27 protein-coding genes are annotated in these 24,751 nt (G+C 39.7%); 10 read left to right on the forward strand and 17 right to left on the reverse strand.

What is annotated here, in order from left to right; genetic code table 11:
• Window positions 1-13 precede the first annotated feature (13 nt).
• The 4 genes from galU to COJ96_RS02540 all read right to left on the reverse strand — a co-directional run bounded on the left by galU (window position 14) and on the right by COJ96_RS02540 (window position 3,473).
• Window positions 14-898: a UTP--glucose-1-phosphate uridylyltransferase GalU gene (gene galU / locus COJ96_RS02525; protein WP_098571433.1), complete on the reverse strand. Its 885-nt coding sequence runs from the start codon at window positions 896-898 to the stop codon at window positions 14-16.
• 329 nt (window positions 899-1,227) lie between these two features.
• On the reverse strand, window positions 1,228-1,989 hold the full coding sequence (locus COJ96_RS02530; protein WP_098571434.1) for a tyrosine-protein phosphatase: 762 nt from the start codon (window positions 1,987-1,989) through the stop codon (window positions 1,228-1,230).
• 43 nt (window positions 1,990-2,032) lie between these two features.
• The gene (locus COJ96_RS02535; protein ID WP_098571644.1) at window positions 2,033-2,677 is read right to left on the reverse strand and encodes a CpsD/CapB family tyrosine-protein kinase; all 645 of its coding nucleotides are present in this window, start codon (window positions 2,675-2,677) and stop codon (window positions 2,033-2,035) included.
• 46 nt (window positions 2,678-2,723) lie between these two features.
• Window positions 2,724-3,473 (reverse strand): YveK family protein, encoded by a 750-nt coding sequence (locus tag COJ96_RS02540; RefSeq protein WP_098571435.1) that lies wholly within the window; start codon window positions 3,471-3,473, stop codon window positions 2,724-2,726.
• Window positions 3,474-3,696: 223 nt separating this feature from the next.
• Here COJ96_RS02540 and COJ96_RS02545 point away from each other — a divergent pair, with 223 nt between their 5' ends.
• Complete coding sequence (locus COJ96_RS02545; protein WP_098571436.1) at window positions 3,697-4,500, forward strand: SGNH/GDSL hydrolase family protein; 804 nt, start codon at window positions 3,697-3,699, stop codon at window positions 4,498-4,500.
• A gap of 88 nt (window positions 4,501-4,588) precedes the next feature.
• Here COJ96_RS02545 and COJ96_RS02550 read toward each other — a convergent pair whose 3' ends face one another.
• From COJ96_RS02550 to COJ96_RS02560, 3 genes are read right to left on the reverse strand one after another with little or no spacing between them, the layout of a single operon-like run.
• Window positions 4,589-5,065, reverse strand: coding sequence for a CBO0543 family protein (locus COJ96_RS02550; protein ID WP_098571437.1), 477 nt, complete (start codon window positions 5,063-5,065; stop codon window positions 4,589-4,591).
• Entirely contained in the window at window positions 5,062-5,556 is a 495-nt protein-coding gene (locus tag COJ96_RS02555; protein ID WP_098571438.1) for a CBO0543 family protein, read from the reverse strand. The genes COJ96_RS02550 and COJ96_RS02555 overlap by 4 nt, the downstream gene beginning before the upstream one ends.
• Before the next feature lie 47 nt (window positions 5,557-5,603).
• Complete coding sequence (locus COJ96_RS02560) at window positions 5,604-6,110, reverse strand: CBO0543 family protein (protein ID WP_098571439.1); 507 nt, start codon at window positions 6,108-6,110, stop codon at window positions 5,604-5,606.
• A gap of 295 nt (window positions 6,111-6,405) precedes the next feature.
• Here COJ96_RS02560 and COJ96_RS02565 point away from each other — a divergent pair, with 295 nt between their 5' ends.
• Window positions 6,406-7,962: a sensor domain-containing diguanylate cyclase gene (locus tag COJ96_RS02565; RefSeq protein WP_098571440.1), complete on the forward strand. Its 1,557-nt coding sequence runs from the start codon at window positions 6,406-6,408 to the stop codon at window positions 7,960-7,962.
• 263 nt (window positions 7,963-8,225) lie between these two features.
• On the opposite strand, the gene COJ96_RS02570 is transcribed toward COJ96_RS02565, so the two are convergent.
• Window positions 8,226-9,458, reverse strand: a complete 1,233-nt coding sequence (locus tag COJ96_RS02570) for an SH3 domain-containing protein (RefSeq protein WP_098571441.1) — start codon at window positions 9,456-9,458, stop codon at window positions 8,226-8,228.
• 276 nt (window positions 9,459-9,734) lie between these two features.
• Between COJ96_RS02570 and COJ96_RS02575 the strand changes: the two genes are divergently transcribed.
• The 4 genes from COJ96_RS02575 (at window position 9,735) to COJ96_RS02590 (ending at window position 14,748) form a co-directional block, all read left to right on the forward strand.
• The gene (locus COJ96_RS02575) at window positions 9,735-11,117 is read left to right on the forward strand and encodes an L-cystine transporter (RefSeq protein ID WP_098571442.1); all 1,383 of its coding nucleotides are present in this window, start codon (window positions 9,735-9,737) and stop codon (window positions 11,115-11,117) included.
• Between the two features lie 491 nt (window positions 11,118-11,608).
• Entirely contained in the window at window positions 11,609-11,863 is a 255-nt protein-coding gene (locus tag COJ96_RS02580; RefSeq protein WP_098571443.1) for a hypothetical protein, read from the forward strand.
• Between the two features lie 148 nt (window positions 11,864-12,011).
• Complete coding sequence (locus COJ96_RS02585; RefSeq protein WP_098571444.1) at window positions 12,012-12,734, forward strand: DUF421 domain-containing protein; 723 nt, start codon at window positions 12,012-12,014, stop codon at window positions 12,732-12,734.
• 529 nt (window positions 12,735-13,263) lie between these two features.
• Window positions 13,264-14,748 carry an aldehyde dehydrogenase family protein gene (locus COJ96_RS02590; RefSeq protein WP_098571445.1) on the forward strand — a complete coding sequence of 495 codons (1,485 nt, stop codon included), beginning with the start codon at window positions 13,264-13,266 and terminating at the stop codon, window positions 14,746-14,748.
• A 51-nt stretch (window positions 14,749-14,799) separates the two neighbouring features.
• Here the strand turns inward: COJ96_RS02590 and modB are convergent, their stop codons facing one another.
• Window positions 14,800-15,456: a molybdate ABC transporter permease subunit gene (gene modB / locus COJ96_RS02595; RefSeq protein WP_098571446.1), complete on the reverse strand. Its 657-nt coding sequence runs from the start codon at window positions 15,454-15,456 to the stop codon at window positions 14,800-14,802.
• 3 nt (window positions 15,457-15,459) lie between these two features.
• Window positions 15,460-16,251 (reverse strand): molybdate ABC transporter substrate-binding protein, encoded by a 792-nt coding sequence (modA, locus tag COJ96_RS02600; RefSeq protein WP_098571447.1) that lies wholly within the window; start codon window positions 16,249-16,251, stop codon window positions 15,460-15,462.
• A gap of 126 nt (window positions 16,252-16,377) precedes the next feature.
• Between modA and COJ96_RS02605 the strand changes: the two genes are divergently transcribed.
• Window positions 16,378-17,304 (forward strand): substrate-binding domain-containing protein, encoded by a 927-nt coding sequence (locus tag COJ96_RS02605; RefSeq protein WP_098571448.1) that lies wholly within the window; start codon window positions 16,378-16,380, stop codon window positions 17,302-17,304.
• Between the two features lie 218 nt (window positions 17,305-17,522).
• Here the strand turns inward: COJ96_RS02605 and COJ96_RS02610 are convergent, their stop codons facing one another.
• From COJ96_RS02610 to COJ96_RS28395, 4 genes are all read right to left on the reverse strand, one after another.
• Window positions 17,523-18,014, reverse strand: coding sequence for a CBO0543 family protein (locus COJ96_RS02610; RefSeq protein WP_098571645.1), 492 nt, complete (start codon window positions 18,012-18,014; stop codon window positions 17,523-17,525).
• 89 nt (window positions 18,015-18,103) lie between these two features.
• The gene (locus COJ96_RS02615; protein ID WP_257148397.1) at window positions 18,104-18,685 is read right to left on the reverse strand and encodes a hypothetical protein; all 582 of its coding nucleotides are present in this window, start codon (window positions 18,683-18,685) and stop codon (window positions 18,104-18,106) included.
• A gap of 56 nt (window positions 18,686-18,741) precedes the next feature.
• Window positions 18,742-18,918, reverse strand: a complete 177-nt coding sequence (locus tag COJ96_RS28390) for a hypothetical protein (protein ID WP_180229960.1) — start codon at window positions 18,916-18,918, stop codon at window positions 18,742-18,744.
• 375 nt (window positions 18,919-19,293) lie between these two features.
• A complete protein-coding gene (locus tag COJ96_RS28395; protein WP_180229961.1) occupies window positions 19,294-19,437 on the reverse strand; it encodes a YwzD family small protein in 144 nt (47 codons plus the stop codon).
• A gap of 296 nt (window positions 19,438-19,733) precedes the next feature.
• Here COJ96_RS28395 and COJ96_RS02625 point away from each other — a divergent pair, with 296 nt between their 5' ends.
• A complete protein-coding gene (locus COJ96_RS02625) occupies window positions 19,734-20,945 on the forward strand; it encodes a C40 family peptidase (protein ID WP_098571451.1) in 1,212 nt (403 codons plus the stop codon).
• 70 nt (window positions 20,946-21,015) lie between these two features.
• Here the strand turns inward: COJ96_RS02625 and COJ96_RS02630 are convergent, their stop codons facing one another.
• Entirely contained in the window at window positions 21,016-21,813 is a 798-nt protein-coding gene (locus tag COJ96_RS02630) for a putative protein N(5)-glutamine methyltransferase (protein WP_098571646.1), read from the reverse strand.
• 135 nt (window positions 21,814-21,948) lie between these two features.
• On the opposite strand from COJ96_RS02630, the gene COJ96_RS02635 reads away from it, so the two are divergent.
• Window positions 21,949-22,410 carry a DUF3291 domain-containing protein gene (locus COJ96_RS02635; protein ID WP_098571452.1) on the forward strand — a complete coding sequence of 154 codons (462 nt, stop codon included), beginning with the start codon at window positions 21,949-21,951 and terminating at the stop codon, window positions 22,408-22,410.
• A 219-nt stretch (window positions 22,411-22,629) separates the two neighbouring features.
• On the opposite strand, the gene COJ96_RS02640 is transcribed toward COJ96_RS02635, so the two are convergent.
• Window positions 22,630-23,151 (reverse strand): GNAT family N-acetyltransferase, encoded by a 522-nt coding sequence (locus COJ96_RS02640; protein WP_098571453.1) that lies wholly within the window; start codon window positions 23,149-23,151, stop codon window positions 22,630-22,632.
• A gap of 130 nt (window positions 23,152-23,281) precedes the next feature.
• Between COJ96_RS02640 and COJ96_RS02645 the strand changes: the two genes are divergently transcribed.
• Window positions 23,282-23,794, forward strand: coding sequence for a GNAT family N-acetyltransferase (locus COJ96_RS02645; RefSeq protein ID WP_098571454.1), 513 nt, complete (start codon window positions 23,282-23,284; stop codon window positions 23,792-23,794).
• Between the two features lie 48 nt (window positions 23,795-23,842).
• Here COJ96_RS02645 and COJ96_RS02650 read toward each other — a convergent pair whose 3' ends face one another.
• Window positions 23,843-24,364 carry a hypothetical protein gene (locus tag COJ96_RS02650; RefSeq protein WP_098571455.1) on the reverse strand — a complete coding sequence of 174 codons (522 nt, stop codon included), beginning with the start codon at window positions 24,362-24,364 and terminating at the stop codon, window positions 23,843-23,845.
• Window positions 24,365-24,751 lie beyond the last annotated feature (387 nt).

The raw sequence follows: 24,751 nt of genomic DNA on the forward strand, positions 1-24,751 counted from the left end.
ACCCTGTATCTATTTATATTGTTATTTTTTCGTTATTTACGATTTGTTCCATATATTTAAGTAACTCAGGCTTTAGATCCTTGCGCTGTAAAGCGAATTCGATTGTTGTTTGTATGAAGCCAAGCTTTTCACCGACGTCATAACGCTTTCCTTCAAAGTCATATGCAAACACTCTTTGAATCTCATTTAGTCGTTGAATTGCATCGGTTAACTGGATTTCTCCACCTGCCCCTTTTTCATGACGATCAAGGAACATAAAGACTTCCGGGGTTAAGATATAACGACCCATTATTGCTAAATTAGAAGGCGCTGTTCCTTGTTTTGGTTTTTCAACGAAGTTACTCACTTGGTAACGACGCCCTTCTTTCGAAGAAGGATCGATAATCCCATAACGGTGTGTTTCATTTTCAGCTACTTGCTGAACACCAATCACAGAAGAGAAAGTTTCTTCATATTGATTAATCAATTGACGTAAGCACGGTGTTTCGCTCTGAACGATGTCATCACCTAAAAGAACGGCAAAAGGCTCATTGCCAATAAAGTTTCGAGCAGACCAGACCGCGTGTCCAAGTCCTTTTGGTTCTTTCTGACGGATGTAATGGATATCTGCTAGATTTGTAGCGTAATGAACTCTTTCTAGTAGATCGTATTTTTCTTTCTCTATTAAATTCTGTTCAAGCTCGATCGCATTGTCAAAATGGTCTTCGATTGCACGTTTCCCCTTACCTGTTACAATGATTATATCCTCAATCCCGGCTGCCACAGCTTCTTCCACAATGTATTGAATAGTAGGCTTATCAACAATTGGTAACATTTCTTTCGGCATTGCTTTTGTTGCTGGTAAAAATCTTGTCCCCAGCCCTGCAGCAGGAATAATTGCTTTTCTTACTCGTTTCACTATCCAATTCCCCTTTAAAGTTTTTTCGTTTATCTAATGAACACTTTCCTTCGCTAAAGCAAAGGGGCAAAAAATAAATACCTAACGGAATTGCAAGTGCTTTCACACCTATTCTTTCATTAGGTATTTATTATTTTATTGAAAATCGGGCATCTAACCCGGCCTCACATCATGCTCTTGACGACATGCGTCTAAGGACCCCACTGGAGAAAGTACCCACAGCACAATCGAGTGTCCCCATCGATAACGGTTAGGGAGCCTCACCGTTTAGGAGTATAGACCTGAAATAGATGTAGATGAAACCCGGCCAATCCTATTGATTTGGTCGGCTAAAAAATTAAAAACTTCTTTTTCTTTTTTATTGGAACCGGAATTTCTTTCATGACATTTTTCCGCGCTATTAATAATTCCGCATTTTCCTGAAATAAATAGACATAATCATTCCCAAACTTAGATTCGATTAAGTTGAAAGCTTCTTCCATCTTGAATGAACGATTAATAATGTTATGGGCATCTGATGCAATGAAATGTGTTAAATTCGCTTCAACTAATTGAATGGAGAAGTTTTTGATTTTTTTACCAAAGTATCCACCAAGACTTGAAGCCGTTACTTGTGTCAATGCGCCTTTTTCCACAAGGCTATAGAGAACCTCAGGCCTTTCGATCAACTCTGAATTTCTCTCAGGATGAACAATGATTGGTGTCATTCCTTTGACTTGTAGATCGAAAAGGAGCTTTTCGGTATACCTTGGAACATGGTTGGATGGGAATTCGATAAATATATATTGACTATCATTTAAAGTTTGAATTTCATCCTTTTCAATATCTTCTAGGATTTCACCATATATCCTTGGCTCTTGTCCCGGAAGAATTGATACGTCGATTCTAGCATCTTGTAGTGCTTGATTTAACTCTCTAACTTTAGCAATGATCAATTCTTTTCGATTATCATATTGGTTATTCAAGTGAGGGGTGGCAATGATTTTATGAATCCCCTCTTTTGCCGCTGCTCTTGCCATTGATAGGCTATCTTCAACACTTTTTGCCCCATCATCAATTCCAGGTAGTATGTGACAATGAATATCTATCATTTAGCACACCCCTCTTTCTTAAATTGTCAATTCTATATTAAATTTATTTGGCGCCATAGTAATAATAATAATTATTGTTTTGTAACTTCTTATTATTTAATACTACACCAAGCAGCTTACTTTGTGCCGCATCAAGAAGCTCTTTTGCCTTAACCACCATTTCCTTTTCAGTCTTACCACTAGATACAACTAAAATGGTGCCTTCACATTTATTAGCTAAAATCTGTGCGTCTGTTACTGCTAATACTGGTGGCGTGTCAAACAATATGATGTCAAATAGGGCCTCTGCATCATGGAAGAATTGTTCCATGGCACGCGAGCTCAATAATTCAGCGGGATTTGGCGGGATCGGACCACTAGTTAAAATATATAGATTTTCTTCTTCTGTACCTAAAACAGCCTTAACTAAGTCTACTTGCTTCGTTAATACACTTGTTAATCCAGACGTATTAGATTGATTAAAGGTATAATGTACGGTTGGTTTTCTTAAGTCCGCATCAATCAATAATACTTTCTTCCCTTGCTGTGCAAACACTACGGCTAAATTTGCCACTGTTGTTGATTTTCCTTCGCCAGGACCTGTAGACGTAACCATTAACGATTTTACATCATGATCGACAGAAGAGTATTGAATATTTGTCCTAATTGTACGATATTGTTCCGAAATTGGTGACTTGGAATCAATCATGGCAACTAGATTTCTTTTATTAGTGATCGTTTTGTTATTATTCTTTTTAAGAGCCAATTCTCTCACCTCTTAATTTAGCATTTTGCTTCGCAAATTTTTTCTGTTTAACCTTCATTTGTGAATGATCCATCGTTGCAATCACACCAAGCACAGGTAAACCAAGCAATTTTTCTATTTCTTGTTCATCTTTTACGGTATTATCCAAGTACTCAAGTAGGAATGCTAATCCTACACCCGCCATCAAACCAACTACTAAAGCAATTGCTATATTTAATAACGGTCTTGGCTTAATTGGTGACGAATCATCAACTACAGTAGCTTTTGCTAGAATACTAACATTATCCACATTCATAATTTTGACAATTTCCTCTTGGAATACCGCAGCGGTTTTATTTGCAATTTTCGCAGCATTAGAGGCACTCATGTCTTGTACAGATAGGTTAACCACTTGCGAATCTTTTTCATTTTGAACCGTAATCTTTTCATTAAGTTCTTTAACTGTCATGTCTAGATTAAGGTCTTTAATAACTTTTTCAAGGATTGCTGGACTTTTTATAATCACATTGTAGGTATTGATTAATTGAAGATTGGTTTGTACTTCATTATATTGATAGGTGGATTGATCGTTTTTTGATTGATTGACGAGCAATTGCGTGGATGCCTGATAAATTGGTGTTAAAAAAAAGTAACTAACCACACCACTTATCAATACGGCGATGAATGTTATGCTCAATATTAAACTAAGTCGCTTGCGCAATGTTTGCAACAACTCTTTTAAACTTATTGTTTCTTCCATGATGCCCTCCCACTAATTATCCAAAATAGACACAAAATGTATTATAACATATATTTCATTTTGTTTACGAGTTACGACAAATTTCTTACATTTTTTCCTTGACCCGTTATTCATTTTACACCCTTTTGTAAATTTTTGTAGGTATTTTTTAAAATTGGAATTAATTTTCAAAATGCTATCTGATATAATGAGAATGCAAAACTATTTGGGGGTTATATTAATAATGAAGAAGTTCCTTACTATACTACTAGGATTAGCTTGTGTTACTGTACTCTTCTATGGACATAATTATTGGAAGCAACGAATTGCCTCTGCATCAAACACCGCAGTTTCAAGTACATCCGATCAACAATCGTTAGAGGTTACTTCTCAGAATGATGATAGTGATACCGATTTACTAGCATATACTAGTAATTGGCCCGCTCACTCCGTTGATAGATTTAAAGAATCATTACATGAGAAAACGTCGTTTAATGTCCTCTTTGTCGGATCTCGTGCAATCGGTACTAAAAATAAAGGGGCTTTCCCTTTCATAAAAGAACAACTAATTGACACATTTGGTGAGAAAAATATCCAAGTTGCAATTAAAACCTTTGATTCAAATTCAACTGAATTCCTTAAAAAGAAGGAACAAGTCGAAATTTCTGCAGAAAAGGCGGATTTAATTATCCTTGAACCATTTATACTTATGAATAACGGGGTGGTATTAATAGAGGATACCTTAAAAAACACATCGAAAATCATCGATGATATTAAAACAAAGAATCCAGATACTGAGTTTATCCTACAGCCCTCGTACCCGCTTTACAATGCCAAAATTTATCCTAAACAGGTGGAAGCGCTCAAAGAATATGCTGCTGATAAGGAAATACCCTATCTCGATCATTGGTCTGCATGGCCTGAAACAGATAATGAGAAGCTTAAAAATTACCTGCTCCCCGATCAAAGTGCTCCTAACGAAAAAGGTGACAAAGTGTGGAGTGATTACATTCTTCAATTCTTAATTAGTAAGAGCGAATCAGAGTGATGATTCGCTTTTTTCATATATTTTGAGAGTGGGCTACAATAAAAGTGGTTATTTTTGAGTATCAACCGTGTTGCTTAACGATGGCTATTTAATCCATTTCCTTTACAATCCCCCTGAAAAACCAGACACAAAACCCGCGTGAGATCATGAAGGTGAGAAACAGCGTAATCCATGTCCAAAACCATGTCCAATGGTGATACTCAAGTAAGTCTGTATATTTTTCGATCAAAACCTCAGGTATGGTCAAGGCCGTGCAATAGGCACCATAATAAAAGAACTTTACGACCTTCCTGCTGAAGTGCGGGTAAAACACATTAAAGATGACCGCAACCGCTGGGTAGGCAAAGAACTCATACGTAAAGCTCGCACGGTTGGCCTTTGCAAATAATCTGACGGGATACGTTAGCAGACCATATTCCACCACGATGAGTCCAAACATCCAGGTGACCGCCTGCATAAATACAAAGGAGGTTACGGCCAGGCGGAGTTTCTGTTTCGGAATCAGAAAGAGCAGACCACTGGAAAGCAGCCAAACACCAAGTAAAATCCACCATTCCAGTTTCATTCCACTGCCTCCTGTTCCATTCGAAAAAGCTTCTTATTTTTAAAAAACCATTGATAGACGAAATTCGTGACCGCAAAGATACAAAAGAAATCAATCCAGGTAAAATACCAGGCATAATGAACGTATTCAATCAGATTTGTATAGGTCACTAGGATGAAATCATAAAGCGTGATGATCGAAATCCAACTACACAAGTAGATGAGCCGAATCCGGAGTGAATGTTTGGGCTCATAAGCAATATAGAACCCACAAAGGAGCGGGTAGAAGAAATACTCCGTCGTAATTAGCAGGTGTGTCGCTTTCGGAAACTCACGAACCGGAAAGGCAATCAGATCGAATTCGACATGGACCAGTGAATTTAGCCACAGCAGTGACTGACAGATCAGGGCGGTAACTGCCACTTTTCTGTACCGCTTTTTTGGCGTAAAGAAAATATACATAAAGATCCCAATGACCCACATAAGAATTATTACCGCGTAATCGACTGACATTCCCTATGACCTCTCTTATCGTAGTTACTGCAAGTTTGATTTTGCCCTTATTCAATCGAAATGTGAAAGTAACGAAGGAGAAATACAATGATAACTATTGAGATACCATATGTAAGAAACGGCCGAGAATAGTGAAGACGAATCATCGAGTACATCACGGTATAAAAGAACGGCTCCATCCAATAGCGGTAGCCATTTTGCAAAATAATCCGGTTCATTTTATGAAATAGAAATTCAACCATAAGCGAACCAACGACCCAGAAAAGAATATAGCGAACTTGCTTTCCTATTTCTTTTTTAAATGGGTAATGGCTTAGGAATAACAAGGTAATCGCCGGGAGAATGATAAAGGTGTAAATTAAATCAACCATTGTATGTGAGTCCGGTATTAGATCCGGGTGGTGAACCCAGAGCATATGATCTTTGCACAATACATTGTAAAGGAGGTTGCATACGCTCACATAATAAATGGTGGTCATGTATTTCTGCCAATGTCTCCAATCGCCCTTCCAAAGGGCCATACTAATTAGGACAACCGCTAATAGTGCGTGCATAGCTCCCCTCCCATCCAATCGACGAATTTAGGTTATATTTTCCCCATCGTCGTGAAAAATGATTCCAGCTGTGTGAAAGGAATACGTTATACGGACTAGTGAGGGAAATTTGCGGATGAAAACGATACCAGTTGATCACATTTATAATAGAAGAAACTCGGTTATTTTCGAGATATTTTTTTATAAAAAGAATTCGTGTATACAAATTCCCCCTACCGGAATGATAAAGACAATATGCTATATTTTAGTAGGTTATTTCGACGATAAATGACACTTTATATAGTGGTGAAGAGATATGAGGAAACCGTTTCGATTAAGTATAAAACTTCTTTTTTTAAGCTTGCTGGCCTTTGCGATGATTGGCACCATCGCCGCCAGTGTGATTTCGAGTGTAATTGTCAGTAAAAACAACTTAGAGGAAAATTATTTAATCGAGAATCAATATTACGCTCAAAAATTGGCGACTACCACAGATCATCTTTTTACCAATATGCTTCAAATCCTATCGACCGAGTCCCATGGAAAAGAATACGTAACAACAAATTCGGAAGCCATTTACCATGAGATCAAGCGGATATTGGATTCGACCACCTTTTTTAATTCGACAATCTTTGTGGATGATACCGGACTGATCATAGCCTCCGCACCCGATCGGACATTAGAGGGGAAAAGATTGAAGAGCGTTGGCTCAAAGGAGGCTTTGAAACAGAAGGCACCCTTTATCTCTAAACCTTATGTGGGTGTGTCGGGGAATTTAATTTTGCTTATCTCTGCCCCTGTCTTTGATGAGCATGGGTCGTATAAGGGCTTTCTGTCTGGAACCATCCATTTACAAAAGGAAAACAGCCTGAAAAGAGTTCTTGGTCAGCATCCCAAACACGAAAACGATTCCTATGTCTATGTCGTTGATTCGGAAGGGAATATCATTTATCACCCCGATCAGGATCGAATAAATGAAAACGTAAAAGAAAACAAAGTGGTGCAGCAAGTCCTGGAGGGGAAAAACGGCAGTCAAGAAGTGACGAATACACAAGGCATTTCGATGCTAGCGGGCTACGCTTCCTCTACATCGGCGAGTAAATGGGGCATTATCTCCCAAACGCCTAAAACAGCCGTTATCAAACCAACGATTCAAATGGCTAAACAAGTAGGTATCAATGCAGTTCCCATTTTCATTTTAGTATTTGCCCTATCCCTGTTCATTTTGAATAAAATTGTGAATCCGATACGAAATTTAGCGGTCTACGCCAAAGAAATGACCAGCCATCCGTCCATCCCTCCCCCTCGTATTCCGAATTGGTATTTTGAGTTAAAGGAGTTAAAACGGGCACTTTTGGTAGCTGTTGATTTTTATCAAAAGAAACTTACTTCTGCGGAGAGCGAATCGAATCTGGATCCATTGACTGGTTTTTATAATCGACGCTCGTTAGAAAAAAGGGTCAGTGAGTTAGACATGTACTCGATTATTTTGTTTGACGTTGACTATTTTAAAACGGTAAATGACCAAAATGGGCATCAAATGGGAGATGAAGTGTTAATATACCTTTCCGAATTAGTGAAGAAAGCAACTAGGGAAAGTGATTGGTGTTTCCGTTTAGGCGGAGATGAATTTTTAATCGTTCTTCCCGAAACGGGTCCATCGGTCGCGCAAACGATTGCCGAACGGATTAGAAAAACAGCAGAGGATGCCAGTAGTCCGATTGGAGAACCACTGACTGTGTCGATCGGGATTGGTCATTTCCCCACGACCGCCCAGCAGTTCTCAGAACTGGTTAAGGTCACTGATGAAGCGTTATATCGTGCGAAACAACTGGGAAGAAATCGAGCTGTTATGGCTAGGCGGCGGGAGTGAGGAATGGTGGCGGGTTCGGGGCTGGTGGAGCGGCGGCGGAGATCAACAGACCCATATGGAAATAAGCGGAGAATTTCCGCCTATATTGGGAAATACCTATATTTCCTTAAGAATAAGGGAAGTTTTTCCGGTTATTTGATCCAAACCCTTGGATTTTGCCTTATTTTGAGCAGATAAGCGGAATATCTCCGCTTATATTAGCTTCTTGAGCATCCTCTTTCAACAATAACCGGAAATTCTCCGCCTATTAATTTCAACTTTATTTACTGAATAGAAAGTAAAGTCATTTGTTGACCCCGTTTCCCTTCAAGAGTTAGGGATACTTTTTGCCCAAAATGTCCTGCTAATTCCTTTATCAACTTTCCTGATGCTTTGGCCGTATACGTGGTTCCATTATCCGTACTAAAACGAAAGGTTCCATTCGTGTCTACGGCTTGAAGTTGTGCTGATACTGTTATTTGATTCGTAGTGGCAGGGATGTTAATTTTTTGCCCGATTTTCAACTTGGCTGGGTCCACGGTTGGATTGAGTGCTTGAATGGATGCGACTGAGATATTCAAGGCCTTACTGATTTTTACAAACGTATCCCCAGGCTTGATCACATACGTCACTGAACTTGGAATGGCTGTGGCTGGTTTGTTTATAGTTAAGTAGATTTCACTAACATATGCTTTCTTGCCGTTGAATTCAATCTGAGCCCAGCCTTTAGTAGACGATCTCACCGACACACGATCGTTTAACTTTAACATCCCTATGACCGTACCACTCGTAGAGGCAGCGTCTCTCACTTTTAATGTTGTCGCATTGACATACAAGGTTTTCGCTTGAGTAACTGCTGGCTTCGTTGTTTCCACTGGTGTGGTAAGATACGCAGCACTCACAAAACAAACTCTTCCTTTGATCAGAATGCCTGCCCAACCGTTTTCAACGAATGAAACCTTGACAATTTCCCCTTTTTTATAAGTTCCTACGATACCGCTTTTTGTCGAAGGCTGGGAGCGAACATTTAAGGTTGTCGCATTCACTGATCGATTATGTACTTTTGGTAAAAGAATTTTTTTCCCGTTAATGGACGTCAGCCCATTGGCTTCTAAAATTTCCTGCGGGGTTACTCCATGTGCAGCCGCAATCGCTTCGATTTTTTCACCACTTTTTACCTGATAAGTATATTCCCCAATAAATGCCGCATGGGCTGTGCTGGCAATAAAGCTAAGGACAATGGTAAAAATCCCTGTCACGACTAGATTTTTTACAGGGCTTTTTTGAATCATTTGGTTAACCTGTGATACATATGTACTCCAATTGGCACGAATATCTTTTAGGAATCCTTTGATATCTAATACATTGCGAATATCAAAATAATTGACTCGCTGCTCATATTCGCGTTTTTCCATCCTCGAAGTGAACTCTGGTGCACTTTTTGTCTGCTTGCTTTTTCCATGAGTCTCTTTCCGATTCATAGCTAATTCACCATTCACAAATAATTGGTTCGTCATCTTCACTATTTTCTCCTATTCCCTCTATCGATGTTTTAACGGGATGATCCTGTCTGGCACTGAATGTGACCCATGACATTATACCCCCCTCTGTAAAATTCGACACTATCCTACATTTTCTGTCCATAATTTAGCGATACATGAAAATTTTGGACTATTTTTTAAAAAAGCGATAGGAAACATCGATTATATTTTCAATTCCGACTTGACCGATTGGAATAATAGAATTATAGTATTGTTATTATATAAAGAATAATATTTATAGGGGGATTTATAGTGGATACATTTTTAATTATCATTAATATTGCCGTTTTCCTACTGCTTGTTCTTGGATTGTTCGCGATGCAGAAAAAGCATGTGTCTTTTTCTAAACGTGTCTTTACTGCACTGGGTTTAGGGATTGTTTTTGGATTTATCATTCATTTGATTTATGGGACAACATCCGACGTTACGGTAAAGTCTATTGATTGGTTTGCGATCGTTGGAACCGGGTATGTAAAACTATTGCAAATGGTTGTTATGCCGCTTGTGTTTATCTCGATTGTTGGAGCGTTTACGAAATTAAAGTTGACTAAAAACATCGGGAAAATTAGTTTTCTTGTGATTGCTATTCTTCTTGGAACGACCGCTATTTCAGCAGCGATCGGAATTGGCTCCGCGCTAGGATTTGGCCTGGATGGAATTCAATTAAATCAAGGGGATGCCGAAGCCGCTCGAAATGCTGAATTGGAACAAAAAGTGGTTGGCGTTCAAGATATGACGATTCCACAGCAAATCATCGAGTTACTTCCAAGTAATCCATTTGCGGATTTAACGGGTGCCCGCCCAACTTCTACAATTGCCGTTGTTATTTTTGCCGCGATTGTGGGGATGGCCTACCTTGGAGTAAAGAGAAAAGATCCGGAACATGGAGAATTTTTTGCTAAAATTATTGATACGTTTTACGCGATTATCATGCGTGTCGTCACCCTGATTCTTCGCCTTACTCCATATGGGGTTCTTGCGTTAATTACAAAAGTAATGGCAATGAGTGATTATGCAGCGATTGCAAAACTAGGGAAGTTTGTGATTGCATCTTATGTGGCATTAATTGCGATGTTTATCGTGCATTTACTGCTCCTCTCCCTTGCTAAATTAAGTCCTGTAAACTACGTGCAAAAAGCATTGCCGGCACTAACGTTTGCCTTTACTTCTCGTACAAGTGCGGGAACATTACCTTTAAATATTAAAACACAAACAAAGGACTTTGGTGTATCGGAAGGGATTGCTAACTTCGCCGCATCGTTCGGACTTTCCATCGGTCAAAACGGATGTGCTGGTATTTACCCAGCAATGCTAGCCGTGATGGTTGCGCCTTCTGCAGGCATCAATCCATTCAGCCCATCGTTTATTATTACGCTTATTCTGGTAGTCGCGATTAGCTCATTTGGGGTTGCAGGTGTTGGCGGCGGCGCTACATTTGCCGCACTGATTGTTTTATCCGTATTAAACCTGCCAATCGCCATTGTCGGACTATTAATCTCTGTTGAGCCATTAATTGATATGGGCCGTACAGCCTTGAATGTCAGCGGAAGCATGACCGCCGGCGTGTTAACTGGTAAAATCACAGGTGAATTAGAGAATGAAGTCTACCAACAGCCTCGAGCAATTGAAGCTTAATAGAATTCGCTCATTGGATTGATAGATTCGCTCATTGAATGCGAAGATTCGCCCATTGAATTGATAGATTCGCTCATTGAGTGCAATAATTCGCTCATTAAGAAGACTGGATAGCATACAGGGCTATCCTTTTTTTGTTTAGTGGTCACTCTCCCCCATAAAAGCCCAAGATCCGTCACTGGAGTTTTCTGGAAAGCAATTTTTAGCCAAGGACCCATCAAACTATTAATTTCTATGATTCACGAATGAATCCGTAGTTTCGCAAACAAATGATGAGGATGGATGACCCAAAAGAGGGTAAATAAGCAAAAACAAAAGTTTATCACATAAAAAATCGTACGCAAGTTTATGGTAAAATAGACATATGAAGAATTTCATACTAAACTCGATGCTGAACTTTCAAATTACATAGAGGGAAAACCCTATTACTTCTTTGAAACAAGTGTTTCCGAGTTACTTGTTAAAGAATACTTACCAGGAGGTGTCACGATATGTCCAAGTTAAGCCCTTTTATCTTCCGTAAGAGCCCAAGTGGGATAACGGCTGTAAGAAAGGAACGTGATGATATCATGCCTAGTAATCATTTCATAGATGACATGGATGCCGCATTTCCAGATGGAAAGTATGTTGAACCAAGTGATGGCCCACCTAGAATCCGATTCCGTGATATGCACAACTATTGCAAACAAGTCGGAAAGAAACCACTCGAATTAACAAAGGAAGAAATGGAACAATTTCGATACTAAAAAGAGCCTGAGGATTATTCCTTTGGCTTTATTTTTTCTGCTAACAGTGAAACAATGGGGATCCTCCCTTATTTAATTTCTAAGTTTATTCCTGGTTAGACAAGGAATAATGGTAATAAGGATTAAGGGAGGAGGCTAGCATTAAAAAGTGACATTTTTAAATGATTATTTATGGACACCTTTTATGGTGTTTTCTTTAGGATTTTTATTGGTCAAATTTGCTGGAAAGAGGTCAGTCGCACAAATGACAGCCTTCGACCTGATGTTTATACAGATCATGGGAACTGCTATAACTGAGCCAATTGTTTCGAAAAACAACTGGTCCGCTGCTTGGTACTCTTTTTCAATTGCACTTTTATATATCATTTTATCGAGACTGGCTTTAGTCAATAAGTTGAAGTATTGGATTTCACACAGCCCTACCGTTTTGATTCGCAAGGGGGATATTGACGAACATGGGTTAGCCAGAGTTCGATTAACGGTGGATGAACTTCAAGGTATTCTCCGGACAAAGGGATATACCGATATACTAGATGTGGAGATAGCTGTGATGGAGGAGTCTGGACAGGTCAGTATTATCCCAATGTCGGATAAAAGACCCTTACAGCCCAGCGACCTAAATATTCAACCAAGCCCTACTTTTATATCGATTCCCTTAATTATGGACGGGGATATCATCCAGCATAATTTAAAGTTTGTGCATAAAAGCCTAGATTGGCTGTACTCTCAAATGATGAATCATCAACTCGGGAAAGAAGATCTACATAAAATCACATTAGCTACCTATAATCAAAAAGGTGACGTTGAGTTTGATATTAAAAAGGAACATGATAAGAGTATTAATACCTACAAGCCAGGGAATGAGAACTAAGAATCCGTTAGGAGATCAGGTGGAGCTCGCGGTCTGGGTAAATAGACGGAGAAATTCCGCTTATTTTGTAATTTTGATTAAAAAAGGCCTTAATAGACGGAGAAATTCCGCCTATTTACTCGAAAAGTTCTAAAATGGGGGATTTTCCTTTGCATAACCGGAAAATTTCCGCTTATTCCCTCATGAAACGAGCTCCATTTTGCATTTAGCCGGAAATTTTCCGCTTATTTTCCCTAAGCCGAGCCCCATTTGCATTTAGCTAAGAATTTTCCGCTTATTTTTCCTACTGCTGGTTACTTTGGTTTTTGTTAAGTTTTGTTGAGTTTCATAAGGTTTTGTTGATATTTATCTATATATGGAGAGTTTTGGCGGTAAAACACGCCCCAATTGACTGTTTTTATCAAAAATTATCAGAATATTTATGTAATTAATAGTTGTTTTCATATTTTCATAGTGTTATCATTTTCCATGGAAACGCTTTCCATTCCGTCCATTAAGCGAAAAAAACTTATTTTTAAGGAGGAATTATATGACTCAATTAGCAGTAGCATTAAAAGAAAAGGTAGAAAAGTTCCTACGCGGGAAGAAAAAATTATTTATTAATGGTGAATTTGTTGAGAGTCAGTCACAAAAAACCTTCGATACATATAACCCGGCCACCGGTGAAGTACTAGCAAATGTTTATGAAGCAGGTGCAGCGGATATTGATCTTGCTGTAAAAGCGGCACGTAAAGCATTTGATGAAGGTCCATGGTCGAAAATGAGCGCGGCTAATCGAAGCCGGCTTATGTACAAGCTTGCTGATTTGATGGAAGAAAACAGTGAAGAGCTAGCCCAGTTAGAGACCTTGGATAACGGGAAGCCGATTCGAGAAACAACTAATGCAGATATTCCTTTGGCAGTCGAGCATATGCGCTATTATGCAGGCTGGTCCACGAAGATTGTTGGACAAACCATCCCTGTTAATGGACCATTCTTAAACTATACCCGTCATGAAGCTGTGGGCGTAGTTGGGCAAATTATCCCTTGGAATTTCCCTCTCTTAATGGCCATGTGGAAGCTTGGAGCCGCACTTGCAACAGGCTGTACCATTGTTCTAAAGCCAGCGGAGCAAACGCCGCTATCAGCGCTTTACTTGGCTGAATTAATTCAGGAAGCCGGATTCCCTGCAGGTGTGGTCAACATCGTTCCTGGATTTGGAGAAACGGCAGGTCAACCGCTTGTTGACCATCCTTTAGTGGATAAAATTGCTTTCACTGGTTCCACTGAAGTCGGAAAAGCAATCATGTCCAATGCTTCTAAAACATTGAAGCGCGTGACACTTGAGCTTGGAGGAAAATCACCAAACATCATCCTTCCTGATGCTGATTTAACCAAAGCCATTCCAGGTGCGCTTAACGGTGTTATGTTCAACCAAGGGCAAGTTTGCTGTGCCGGTTCCCGCGTGTTCATTCAAAAGAAACAATTTGATAATGTGGTTGCTGATATGGCTTCCCATGCGAAATCAATTAGACAAGGTGCTGGTATTCATGCGGATACAGAAATTGGACCGCTTGTTTCTTCCGAGCAGCAAAACCGTGTCCTAAGTTATATCGAGAAGGGACTAAACGAAGGTGCACAGCTTGTAGTGGGCGGTGATCGTCCGCAAGAGCAGGGTTACTTTGTCTCCCCTACTATTTTTGCTGATGTACGCGATGAAATGACGATTGCCAAGGAAGAAATCTTTGGACCTGTTATTTCCGCTATGCCGTATGACGATTTGGATGAACTAATTAATCGTGCGAACAATAGCGAATATGGACTAGCAGCTGGCGTGTGGACACGCGATGTTGCGAATGCCCATTATATTGCCAACAAACTCCGCGCTGGAACGGTTTGGGTCAACTGCTACAATGCATTTGATGCTGCTTCACCGTTTGGCGGATATAAGCAATCCGGTATTGGACGTGAAATGGGATCCTATGCCCTTAATAACTACACAGAAGTTAAGAGTGTCTGGATTTCCATGCAATAGTTATTCATACAAAAAGAAGGTGCTGAATTCAGTCACCTTCTTTTTGTACCTTCAAGATTTCATGTTGTGGACGAATAGCAACATGAAAAATGAAATACCGATCATACTCAATACCCATAGCCACGCCAATTCCATATTACCGGAGTCAATGGCGACATAAATAGCGGTTGGAATGGTTTGGGTTTTGCCTGGGATGTTTCCAGCAAACATTAAAGTCGCGCCAAACTCCCCTAACGCTCTCGCAAAACTCAATATGGCACCCGAAAGGATCGCTTTCCGTGCAAGCGGCATCGAAATAAGCATAAATAATTTGAACTCATTTGCCCCATCTACCCGAGCTGCATGCTCAATTTCTCCATCAATTGCTTCAAACCCTGTCTTAGCCGATTGATACATAAGAGGAAAAGCGACAACAGAAGAAGCAATGACAGCCGCCCCCCACGTAAACATCACAGGTTGGTTCAACAATTCTTCTATGATTTGTCCGATGGGACTATTCCTTCCAAATATCACAATTAACAAGAAGCCAACGACAGATGGAGGCAATACTAAGGGTAAAAGGAATACCGTTTCCACCAAGGTCTTCCCTTTAAACTTCGTATGAGCCATCACCTTCCCAAAAAATAATCCTAAAATTAATACCCATACCCCTGAAACGGTTGCGATCTCGATGGATAGTTTGACTGGTGACCAAAACTCAGTTGTCATTGTCTATTCTTTTACTCCTTTGAATCCAAACTTCTCGAACGTTTTCATCGCTGTTTCATTTTGAAGATAATCATAGAATAGTTGGGCTTCTTTAGGATGCTTGCTGTTCTTAATCACACCTAATGGATAAATAATGGGAGCGTGAGTATCTTCCGCTGCCGTTGCTACCACTTTTACTTTTTGAGATACCAAAGCATCTGTTTTATAGACCATTCCTGCGTCCACATTGTTCGTCTCTACATATGTTAGCACCTGTCTGACATCCTTGGCATATACCACTTTGCCTTCCACAGCTTTCCACACATTTACGTTTTCTAATGTTTCTTTCGCATATTGTCCTGCCGGCACTGCTTCAGGGGTACCGATGGAAATTTTATCTGTTGTGGTCAGGTCCTCGAATCCTTTAATCTCTTTTTTTGCATCGTTTGGCACCACTAATACGAGTTCATTTCCAACTAGATCCGTCCCTTTTGACTCCTCAATTAGCCCGTCTTGAACCAACTGATCAAATTTATCCTCAGCGGCAGAGAAGAAAAGATCGACAGGCGCTCCTTGAGAAATTTGCTGCGCGAGTGCCCCTGATGCTCCAAAGTTATAGTTTACTTTCACATTAGGGTGTTCCTTCTCAAAGGTGGCTGTAATCTCATTTAAGGCATCTTGTAAACTAGCAGCTGCTGAAATCGTCAACTCCACTTTCTTATCTGAAACTTTTTGATTCTGCTCTTCTGGCTTCGCTGAACACCCAGATAAAACCAGTAACAATAGAATCAATGAGTAAATTAAAGTTTTTTTCACTTTCCCTCTCCTTTTTAATTGATTATATTTAGTTATAACTTATTATAATTAGTTATAACTAAAATAAATAGATAATGAATGGTTTTTTTATCAGTTTCAGTTAAAATAATTGATGGAGGGATGCAAATGTCAAAGGAACATTCCTATACGATTGAAGAGGTATCGCAGCTATTAAAGGTTTCGAAATTGACCCTTTATGACCTGGTGAAAAAAGGGCAGCTACCTGCATTCCGCGTAGGCAGACAGATGAGAATTGATTCAAATGACCTGGACAATTATATAAATAATCATAAAACGAATCAGACTACTACCTTCCCACCCTCTGGTGCCGATTCTCATAAAAAGGAATCCCCTAACATTGTCATTAGCGGTCAAGACCTCGTTTTAGATATCTTAGGGAAACACATCGAGACAAAATCAGTCTATAAACCATTAAGATCTTTTACGGGAAGTTTAAACAGCCTCATCTCCATGTACAATGGTGATGGTGACATCGTTAGCTTACATCTGTTTGATGGGGATACCGGCGGGTATAATCTACCCTATATAAAAAAAATATTAGTGGGCTTTCCTTTTATTTTAATCAACCTTCTTTCGAGAAAAGCAGGTTTTTACGTTAAACAAGGCAACCCTTTACATCTGACCTCTTGGATGGATTTAAAACGAGAAGATGTGAAAATTATTAATCGCGAGAAAGGATCCGGTGCACGAATCCTTCTGGATGAACAACTTAGAATCAACGAAATTCCTGCTAGGAACATAAAAGGTTATGACCACGAAGAGAGCAACCATTTAAGTGTGGCTTCCGCTGTCTCGACTGGCGCAGCCGATTTAGGCGTGGGAATTGAAAAGGCCGCGAAAATAGTTGGAGTTGATTTTGTTCCATTAATAACAGAACAGTATGACCTGGTTATCATAAAAACCCCCAAAACGGAACCACTAATCCACACAGTCAAGGAAATTCTATCATCGAGTCACTTTCAGTCTGAAATTAACTCTTTAGGGGACTATGATACATCCCAGACAGGGAAAGTAATTTATGAAACCTTTTAATGGAGATAGGTTAAGCACCCGGGCTGATCAATAGACGGAAAAATTCCGCTTATTTTGTTTTTTTTATTAAAAAAGGCAAAAATAGACGGAGAAATTCCGCCTATTGGATCAGAAAACGTGAAAATGGGGGGTTTTTCTTTGCATAAGCGGAAAATCTCCGCTTATTCCACCCCGAACCGAGCTCCATTCTGCACTTAACCGGAAAATTTCCGGTTATTTTACTTTTCCAGGTTTCGGTCCTTTATTATTTTCCTGTGTAAAGGAAGGAAAAAGCTAAATACCACAAAATACAACGGTATTGAGATGTAGAAACTCCAGCCATGAGGCTTTATATATCCCACTTTCCTCATTCCCCATTCAATTAACGTAGCTATGATGGTAAAAATAATCACTAGTGTCCATTTATTTGTTTTCTTTAAATAGTTTAAATACATAACAGACAGCGCCGAAGGAATGAAACTGTAGCTTAAAAACTCACCTATTCCTGTTACGTTCGGATGGCCAAAATCAACTAGATCCAACATTCTTCCAATTAAAGAATCACCAATCCAGGCAATATATCCAACGACTCCAAATGTAATATACCATTCTCTCCACCCGATTTCTTTCTTGGGCATAAAAAGAGCAAATAAAAACAATAGCAACGATACACTGATCGGCAGCCAATTCCCTTGAGCATGTAAATCCAGATTCTTTATCACAGAACTCACACAAATCACCTCATATTTATTATCTCCCAATATAAGGTGATTATTTCCAAGTTTTTGGCCATAGAAAAAGACCGCCGCAGCGATCCTTATCATCTTTTGGTGAATTTCTTCTGAAGCCATAAAAATACGTTAGTAATCAATTTTGCTGCTATAAATCCTAACACATATATAATCAAAAGATAAAAGTAATTCATATTTCCATACATCCGGAACAAGCCTAGCCCGGCAAGCAGCGGTTTAAAAACAAGTGAGAAAAATACTGCTGTAATTGTAGAATACACGTAGAAATTTTTTTTATGATTTAGCGTCCATTGATAGACAAGCATAAAAGTAACCGGCACAATACTTGAATCGATAGAAATACTAGGAAGAAACGGTATTAGTGGAAATGGATAATTCCATTTCCCGCTATTTATCGCAAATAAGTCTATGTACGCAGCTAACATATGAATGCTATACCCATAAAATCCAATTAAGAACAGCTTGCTCTTATCAATTTTGAAGACTAGAAAGATGAGTGGTACCACAAGTAAAGCGACCATTATCCAATATTCTAAAGAGGTATATAGTGCATGGTCTCTCCAATAATCGATAAAAGCATTCGTAGACTCTTCTCTCAGTTTTACGGCTTTATCAAATTGAATTATTCGCGGGTCTGACAATTTTATCATCCTTTTAAATCGGTAATAATGTTTATGATTACCAGTAAAAAAGATAATATGCCTTACTACAAATTAATCCGATCGTTATTATACCTTTCTAATTGTTCTTGTAAAATTAATATGTAATTCGTCATTGCCATTCTGACTATCGAGGGATAGTAACGACTATTAAGTTCTTGCTCACACTCCTCTAAATCCATCTTTTTGACCGCAATGATTTTATTTAATTCTTCTATACTCATTGATCTCCACCCCTACAAAACTAGTTTTATAGTATAAGGATAGACAATAATTTCATAGTTTATACCAATCATTCTTGTTTGATTCGGATCCTAATTTTATCCAGGAATTGTCGTAAGTTTCTTGAAATAGGTCATAAGAGTTCTGATTTATGTTATAAATCTCAAGAAATGTGTCATAAATGGTCTGATTTATATTATAAATTTCTCTAGTTACCGTTGAAGCTTTTTTTTGGTGGCTCACGGGCACCATTCGACTCCTTTGGTTACCGTGGGACCCTTTTTTTCTGACTCACGGGCACCATTCTCCCTAAAACACACAAATGGCCACCGAGATACCCTCGGTGGCCTATATCATTCTTATATTTATATATATATTTAACCGACCATTAAGTTTTTCAAGTCTGCTTTTAGGTCTGCGATTAGTTTTTCTAGGGTGATTTCATGCTCGTTAACGCCCGTTTCGTAAGCTCTTCTCACGATTTCCGAGAAATTATTTATTTTGGAGCTTTTAGCTTCCATCGACCGATCCACCTATTTTTTCCTCCTTTAGTTTAATCTAATTGACAATTTTACTAGATTAGCAGAAAGATGTAAATGTATTTCCAGCGAATTTTGTTATAATTTAATGAATTTTGTAAGGATTTGTTCTAATTGGTGAAGAAATAGTCGAGTTTCCGTCTTGATTATTTTAATAATTCAGGAAATACATCAATTTTCGCTAACAATTCAGGAAATATTTACATTTTTTTCTTCGTAACACTAGCAAACTATGGTAAAATTAATAAAACTGTGAAAAAAATAGAGGTGATTTGCTAGTGAAGAAAACGATTGTTCGAGCCTTATCGACAACTGCCCTGCTTTCGACTGTATTTGCAGGCACTGCCATGGCCGATACATATAAGGTTCAAAAAGGCGATACCTTAGGGAAAATCGCACAAAAATACCATACGAGTGTCAAAGAAATCAAAACAGCAAATGGGTTGAAGTCGGATTTTATCTCTGTCAATCAAATGCTCCAGATCACGGTAGCGAGGAAAATGACCCAAGCATCACAACCCACCACTTACACCGTTGTAAAAGGGGATGCCTTGATTAAGATTGCCAACCGTTATCATGTGACCGTGGCAGAACTAAAACAGTGGAACAAACTGAGTAATACGGTTATCTATGTCGGGCAAGTGCTAAAGGTGTCCGCACCGAAACAAACCACGACAACAACCAAACCGATAACAACGACTCCAGCCAAGCCGCAGACAACCAAGACAGCGACTAGTGTGTATACTGTCCAAAAAGGCGATTATCTTGGCAAGATTGCCGGGAAACATTCAACCTCCGTGGCGAACTTAAAGTCATTGAACAAACTAAAATCCGATATGATTTATGTCGGTCAAAAACTGAAGGTTCCTGCCCAAAAAGCAGCTGTGACTCCAGCAATAACGAAACCTGTGGCAACCACACCGCCGAAAACAACGACTCCAGCAACAAACGTCAAGGGGACGACAGATTACGTCGTTCAAAGTGGGGATACACTGGGAAAGATCGCTGGCAAATATAAGCTGACCGTCAATGAGTTGAAGGCGCTCAATAAACTTACTTCCGACAATATCTTCGTCGCCCAAAGGCTAAAAGTTCCTGGGACAAAGACTGAACCAACCGTTACTACGAATGTCTCTGCGAAGATGATCGAAAGTGCCAAGAAACTGATTGGGATTCCTTATGTCTGGGGCGGCAGCACGCCCAAGGGATTTGACTGCAGCGGCTTCGTCTATTACGTGGCTAATCAAGCTGGGATGAAAATTGGCCGTTTTTCAGCGGAAGGTTTCTATGACCGCACCTATTATGTCAACACACCGAAAGCCGGCGACATTGTCTTTTTTGAAAATACATATAAAAAAGGTATTTCTCATCTAGGAATCTACCTAGGAAACAACCAATTCATCCACGCTAACGATGGCGGTGTAATGATTTCCAATTTACAAAGCAAGTATTATCAAGACCACTTCGAGAGCTTTAAACGATTTTACTAATAAGATATGGACAGTTCCTTAACAACGTTCTAGGCTGTTCAACTAAGCCGCCTTTTATGGGCGGTTTTTGTCATACAAATGATGTATGAGTCCCAATCACAACAGTAGCGTCCCATTCTACGTCTCTCACTATTTTCGTAGTCAATCCTATATTTGTAAAAATCTCAAATGATTGTGGTGCCTGCCTTTCGCTCGTCTCGATTAATAGATGTCCTCCCGGCGCGAGCCAATAAGGGGCTTCTGTTACCACTCTTCGTAAAATATTTAAGCCATCCTCCCCTCCGTTCAGAGCCAGATGTGGTTCATAAAGGCGAGCCTCCAGAGGAAGCAGCTCGATCGCTTTCGTGGGAACATAAGGTACGTTAGCAACAAGGATATTTATGTGACCTTTCATCCATTGTGGCAGGGCCTTATACAAGTCCCCTTCAAAAACTTGACCGCCGAATTTCGTTACGTTTCTTCGTGCACATCGTACGGCAATGGGGTCAATGTCCGAACTATACAACATAATTTCTCCCCTAGCCGCTGCCAGCGCGGCACCTATCGCCCCTGAACCACAACAGAGGTCAACGACGATATCACCAGAACAAGCTAGCTCTTGGGCCTGCTGAACAAGAAATTGGGTCCGTTGCCGCGGTACGAACACTCCTCGTTCCACCTCGATCCGAAGGCCGCAAAACTGAGCCCATCCAATTACATATTCAAGCGGGAAACCATCTGCCCGCCATTCCACCTTTTTCAAGAGGTCCTCTAATGATTGCGCCTCTGAAACGAGTATCTGAGCCTCTTCTTCCGCAAAAACACACCCCGCACTCCGGAGCTTGTTGACAATATATGTGACCGTATTGTTGCCTACTGTTTTTTCTATTTCAATCACCCTTTTAATTTTGGTTTATCACTAATTCGATGAAATAGAAGAACATCCTTCTTCTACTCCTGCACCGGAATTAGTCCAGTCATTCTTGAATATATGTAGGTTAAAAGGATAAAAGGAGAGATTATTATGTCTTTTGTGGCGATTTATACGGTTGGCAGGCTAAAACATCCGTATGAACATCCTGCCTCTCGTGAGTTTTTTGAAGTGGGATACGAAGTCATGCGACAGGCTTATCGATCTGGGCAGCTTATAAAGGAGTTTTCTTCTGACGGAGTTCCATTCCCTGAGGAAGTGATCAAAGGAGAGGGGTTTCCTATTCTTACACTAACGGTATGGAAAAGCCTTCAATCTTTATCCCGTTTCACCTATTCGAAACAACATATGCAAGCCTTACGAAACAGGAATAAGTGGTTTGAATCTCATCAGGAGAAACAACCTACCTATGTGGTGTGGTGCACGGAGAAGGCGGACGATGTATCCTGGGAGGAGGCTTTTAAAAGATACAACTATTATCTCCAGCATGGATCAACCCCTTTTGCGTTTGACTTTAAGTGGAACCAGGGGGATGTTCCTGATGGCCACTACTAATGCAAGGGCAAGTAAGCTCTTTTTTTATTGGGAATTTTTCGATTAAAAATAATAGACAAAGATTCCAATTGATTCCTCCCTTTCTACATAGTTTTTATTTAGGGACAAAACTGATAGAATGGGTTAAGTATTAAAACGGTTACCGCCTTATTACTATCCTCCCGGGGCACCAAAATAATTTATCTGGTGCCTTCTTTTCTGATTCATTCGAGCTATGTATCATAGATACTTCTCCATACGAATATCCGTCCACATTTTTCCTTGCCAATAGGTAAAATTGTCGATGCGGCCAATTTCAGTGTAACCCAGCTTTTGATAGAGTTTCTTTGCCCGCTCGTTGAATTCAAACACGCCTAATTCCATTCGCTTCATTCCCTGCGCCTTAACCTGTTCCTCTAAATATCGAATGGCTGCATGACCAATCCCTTTGCCTTGCCCTGCGGATTCACCAATCGTAATGCCCAGCCAGGCGGTTCCCGGCTCTTTTTGGAAGAGGTGCGGCGGATCGATCATATAATTCAATTCCCCCACCAGCTGGTCATCGTGGTAAATTAGATAGATGTGATGGTCTTCCATCCGTTTCGTTAGCTCCTCAAGGGACAAGGTTTCGCGGCGATCCAAATCGGCTTGGTTTTGGTTGTGGCGCGTTAACGCAATTATGGCCGGATCGTTTTCCCAGCGATTCATTGCTTCTACAATACTTGCAGTAGGTTTTGTTAATTTTATAAACGTCGTTGTCATTGCGATCTCCCCTTTGATGTTTCCTCCCATCAGGAGGAACTGACCCTATCATTTGTCACTATCTTCCTTTTCAGAATACATGATATTGTATGATTTAGATAGAAATTCACATGAGATGAGGTGCGTTTTAATGAAAGTAATGGAAACGGATCAATTAGTACTCCGCTGGTTAACACCAGATGATGCCGAGTTTATTCTCGAACTGTTGAATGATCCCTCGTGGTTGCGTTTCATCGGTGATCGCGGGGTGCGGACGATAGAAGATGCTAGAAACTATATCGTAACCGGGCCGATGGAAATGTATTCCCGACTGGGATTTGGACTATTTTTGACGGAATTAAAGGATGAAGCTAGGACGCCGATTGGGATATGCGGATTGATCAAACGAGATGGGTTGGATGATGTGGATCTTGGCTTTGCCTTTTTATCAAGGTTCCAGGGAAAGGGGTATGGCTTTGAGGCGGCAGCCGCCACGCTTGGGTATGCAAGAGATGGACTCGGTCTGAAGCGGGTTGTAGCCATCACTTCTGAGGACAATGTCGGGTCCGCGCGGGTTCTTGAGAAGATTGGAATGAAGTTTGAAGGGATGATTCAGCTGCCGCATGATGCGGAGGAATTGAGGTTGTTTGGGGTTGGGTTGTAATCCAGCCCCTTTTCACCCTCGAGGTAATTTTATCGGTCGCTTTACGATTTAGGTATTCTCATTAAATTCAGATTCCATCTTTTTTTTATGCTGAGAAAGCAGGAACTCATAATAAATTAAGAATAGAGATACGACCAGCAAATAGGTAGGAAACGAATAGATCAATTTCCAACCACGGTAAGTAAAGACATTCAATTTTACTAGGACAAACTCAAAACAAAGAGCAAAGAGTGCCCAGCAAAGAATATAAAGTGCAATCTTCAGTTTCTTCGGTCTAAACCATTCATAAAAATACACACAAAGATATCCAAATGGAATATAAACTCCGCTTAGTAGAATATCAAATACCTCATACTTCTCCGAATCCGTGATTTGATAGGCATCAAAAGGAGAGATGGCAGCAATGCTATGGTCGATAATATTAGGAATAGCCAGACTTAATAGCACGATTAAGTAAGAAACTTCCGTTGGCATTCTTTTGGGCAGCCTCACCAAGAATATACTCAAAACCAAGGCAATGATTATGAACCATTCATTTTCATCAAAGTGTTTTGGTAAATATAAAAACATGCTCCCCTAAACTCCCCTTAAAAAATTTTTCTCCTAAATTTCGTCCATAAAAAATATGAAACAAGAAGAATAAAGGCCTTTTCAATAAAAGAATAGTAAATATTCCAATTCAATTTAAGAAGAACTCCCATTTGGATTAAAGCGTATTCATCCATCATTAAAATAAAAATCGCCACGGTTAGAGTGATATATTTTGCTACCTTTCGCTCGAACCTCAACGAAATCTCAAAAAAGATGATTATCAGAAGCGGAATAAGAATTAATCGATCAAAAGCATACGTCCAAAAATCCACTAATTTTGTCGATACTTTTAACCACATTAAATTAACATATATAATCCAAGATAACGGGTGTATGAGAAGCCATACAACAAGCCAATTAAAAATG

Origin of the sequence: Bacillus sp. AFS073361 (assembly GCF_002567005.1) — a bacterium.
Lineage (GTDB): Bacteria > Bacillota > Bacilli > Bacillales > Cytobacillaceae > Neobacillus.

Excerpts from the sequence above, each read along its gene's own strand:
- COJ96_RS02530 (WP_098571434.1), bottom strand. The coding sequence starts at position 1,989 with ATGATAGATATTCATTGTCACATACTACCTGGAATTGATGATGGGGCA.
- COJ96_RS02535 (WP_098571644.1), bottom strand. The coding sequence starts at position 2,677 with ATGATTGATTCCAAGTCACCAATTTCGGAACAATATCGTACAATTAGG.
- COJ96_RS02540 (WP_098571435.1), bottom strand. The coding sequence starts at position 3,473 with ATGGAAGAAACAATAAGTTTAAAAGAGTTGTTGCAAACATTGCGCAAG.
- COJ96_RS02545 (WP_098571436.1), top strand. The coding sequence starts at position 3,697 with ATGAAGAAGTTCCTTACTATACTACTAGGATTAGCTTGTGTTACTGTA.
- COJ96_RS02550 (WP_098571437.1), bottom strand. The coding sequence starts at position 5,065 with ATGAAACTGGAATGGTGGATTTTACTTGGTGTTTGGCTGCTTTCCAGT.
- COJ96_RS02555 (WP_098571438.1), bottom strand. The coding sequence starts at position 5,556 with ATGTCAGTCGATTACGCGGTAATAATTCTTATGTGGGTCATTGGGATC.
- COJ96_RS02560 (WP_098571439.1), bottom strand. The coding sequence starts at position 6,110 with ATGCACGCACTATTAGCGGTTGTCCTAATTAGTATGGCCCTTTGGAAG.
- COJ96_RS02565 (WP_098571440.1), top strand. The coding sequence starts at position 6,406 with ATGAGGAAACCGTTTCGATTAAGTATAAAACTTCTTTTTTTAAGCTTG.
- COJ96_RS02570 (WP_098571441.1), bottom strand. The coding sequence starts at position 9,458 with ATGACGAACCAATTATTTGTGAATGGTGAATTAGCTATGAATCGGAAA.
- COJ96_RS02580 (WP_098571443.1), top strand. The coding sequence starts at position 11,609 with ATGTCCAAGTTAAGCCCTTTTATCTTCCGTAAGAGCCCAAGTGGGATA.
- COJ96_RS02590 (WP_098571445.1), top strand. The coding sequence starts at position 13,264 with ATGACTCAATTAGCAGTAGCATTAAAAGAAAAGGTAGAAAAGTTCCTA.
- modB (WP_098571446.1), bottom strand. The coding sequence starts at position 15,456 with ATGACAACTGAGTTTTGGTCACCAGTCAAACTATCCATCGAGATCGCA.
- COJ96_RS02605 (WP_098571448.1), top strand. The coding sequence starts at position 16,378 with ATGTCAAAGGAACATTCCTATACGATTGAAGAGGTATCGCAGCTATTA.
- COJ96_RS02615 (WP_257148397.1), bottom strand. The coding sequence starts at position 18,685 with ATGATAAAATTGTCAGACCCGCGAATAATTCAATTTGATAAAGCCGTA.
- COJ96_RS28390 (WP_180229960.1), bottom strand. The coding sequence starts at position 18,918 with ATGAGTATAGAAGAATTAAATAAAATCATTGCGGTCAAAAAGATGGAT.
- COJ96_RS28395 (WP_180229961.1), bottom strand. The coding sequence starts at position 19,437 with ATGGAAGCTAAAAGCTCCAAAATAAATAATTTCTCGGAAATCGTGAGA.
- COJ96_RS02635 (WP_098571452.1), top strand. The coding sequence starts at position 21,949 with ATGTCTTTTGTGGCGATTTATACGGTTGGCAGGCTAAAACATCCGTAT.
- COJ96_RS02640 (WP_098571453.1), bottom strand. The coding sequence starts at position 23,151 with ATGACAACGACGTTTATAAAATTAACAAAACCTACTGCAAGTATTGTA.
- COJ96_RS02645 (WP_098571454.1), top strand. The coding sequence starts at position 23,282 with ATGAAAGTAATGGAAACGGATCAATTAGTACTCCGCTGGTTAACACCA.
- COJ96_RS02650 (WP_098571455.1), bottom strand. The coding sequence starts at position 24,364 with ATGTTTTTATATTTACCAAAACACTTTGATGAAAATGAATGGTTCATA.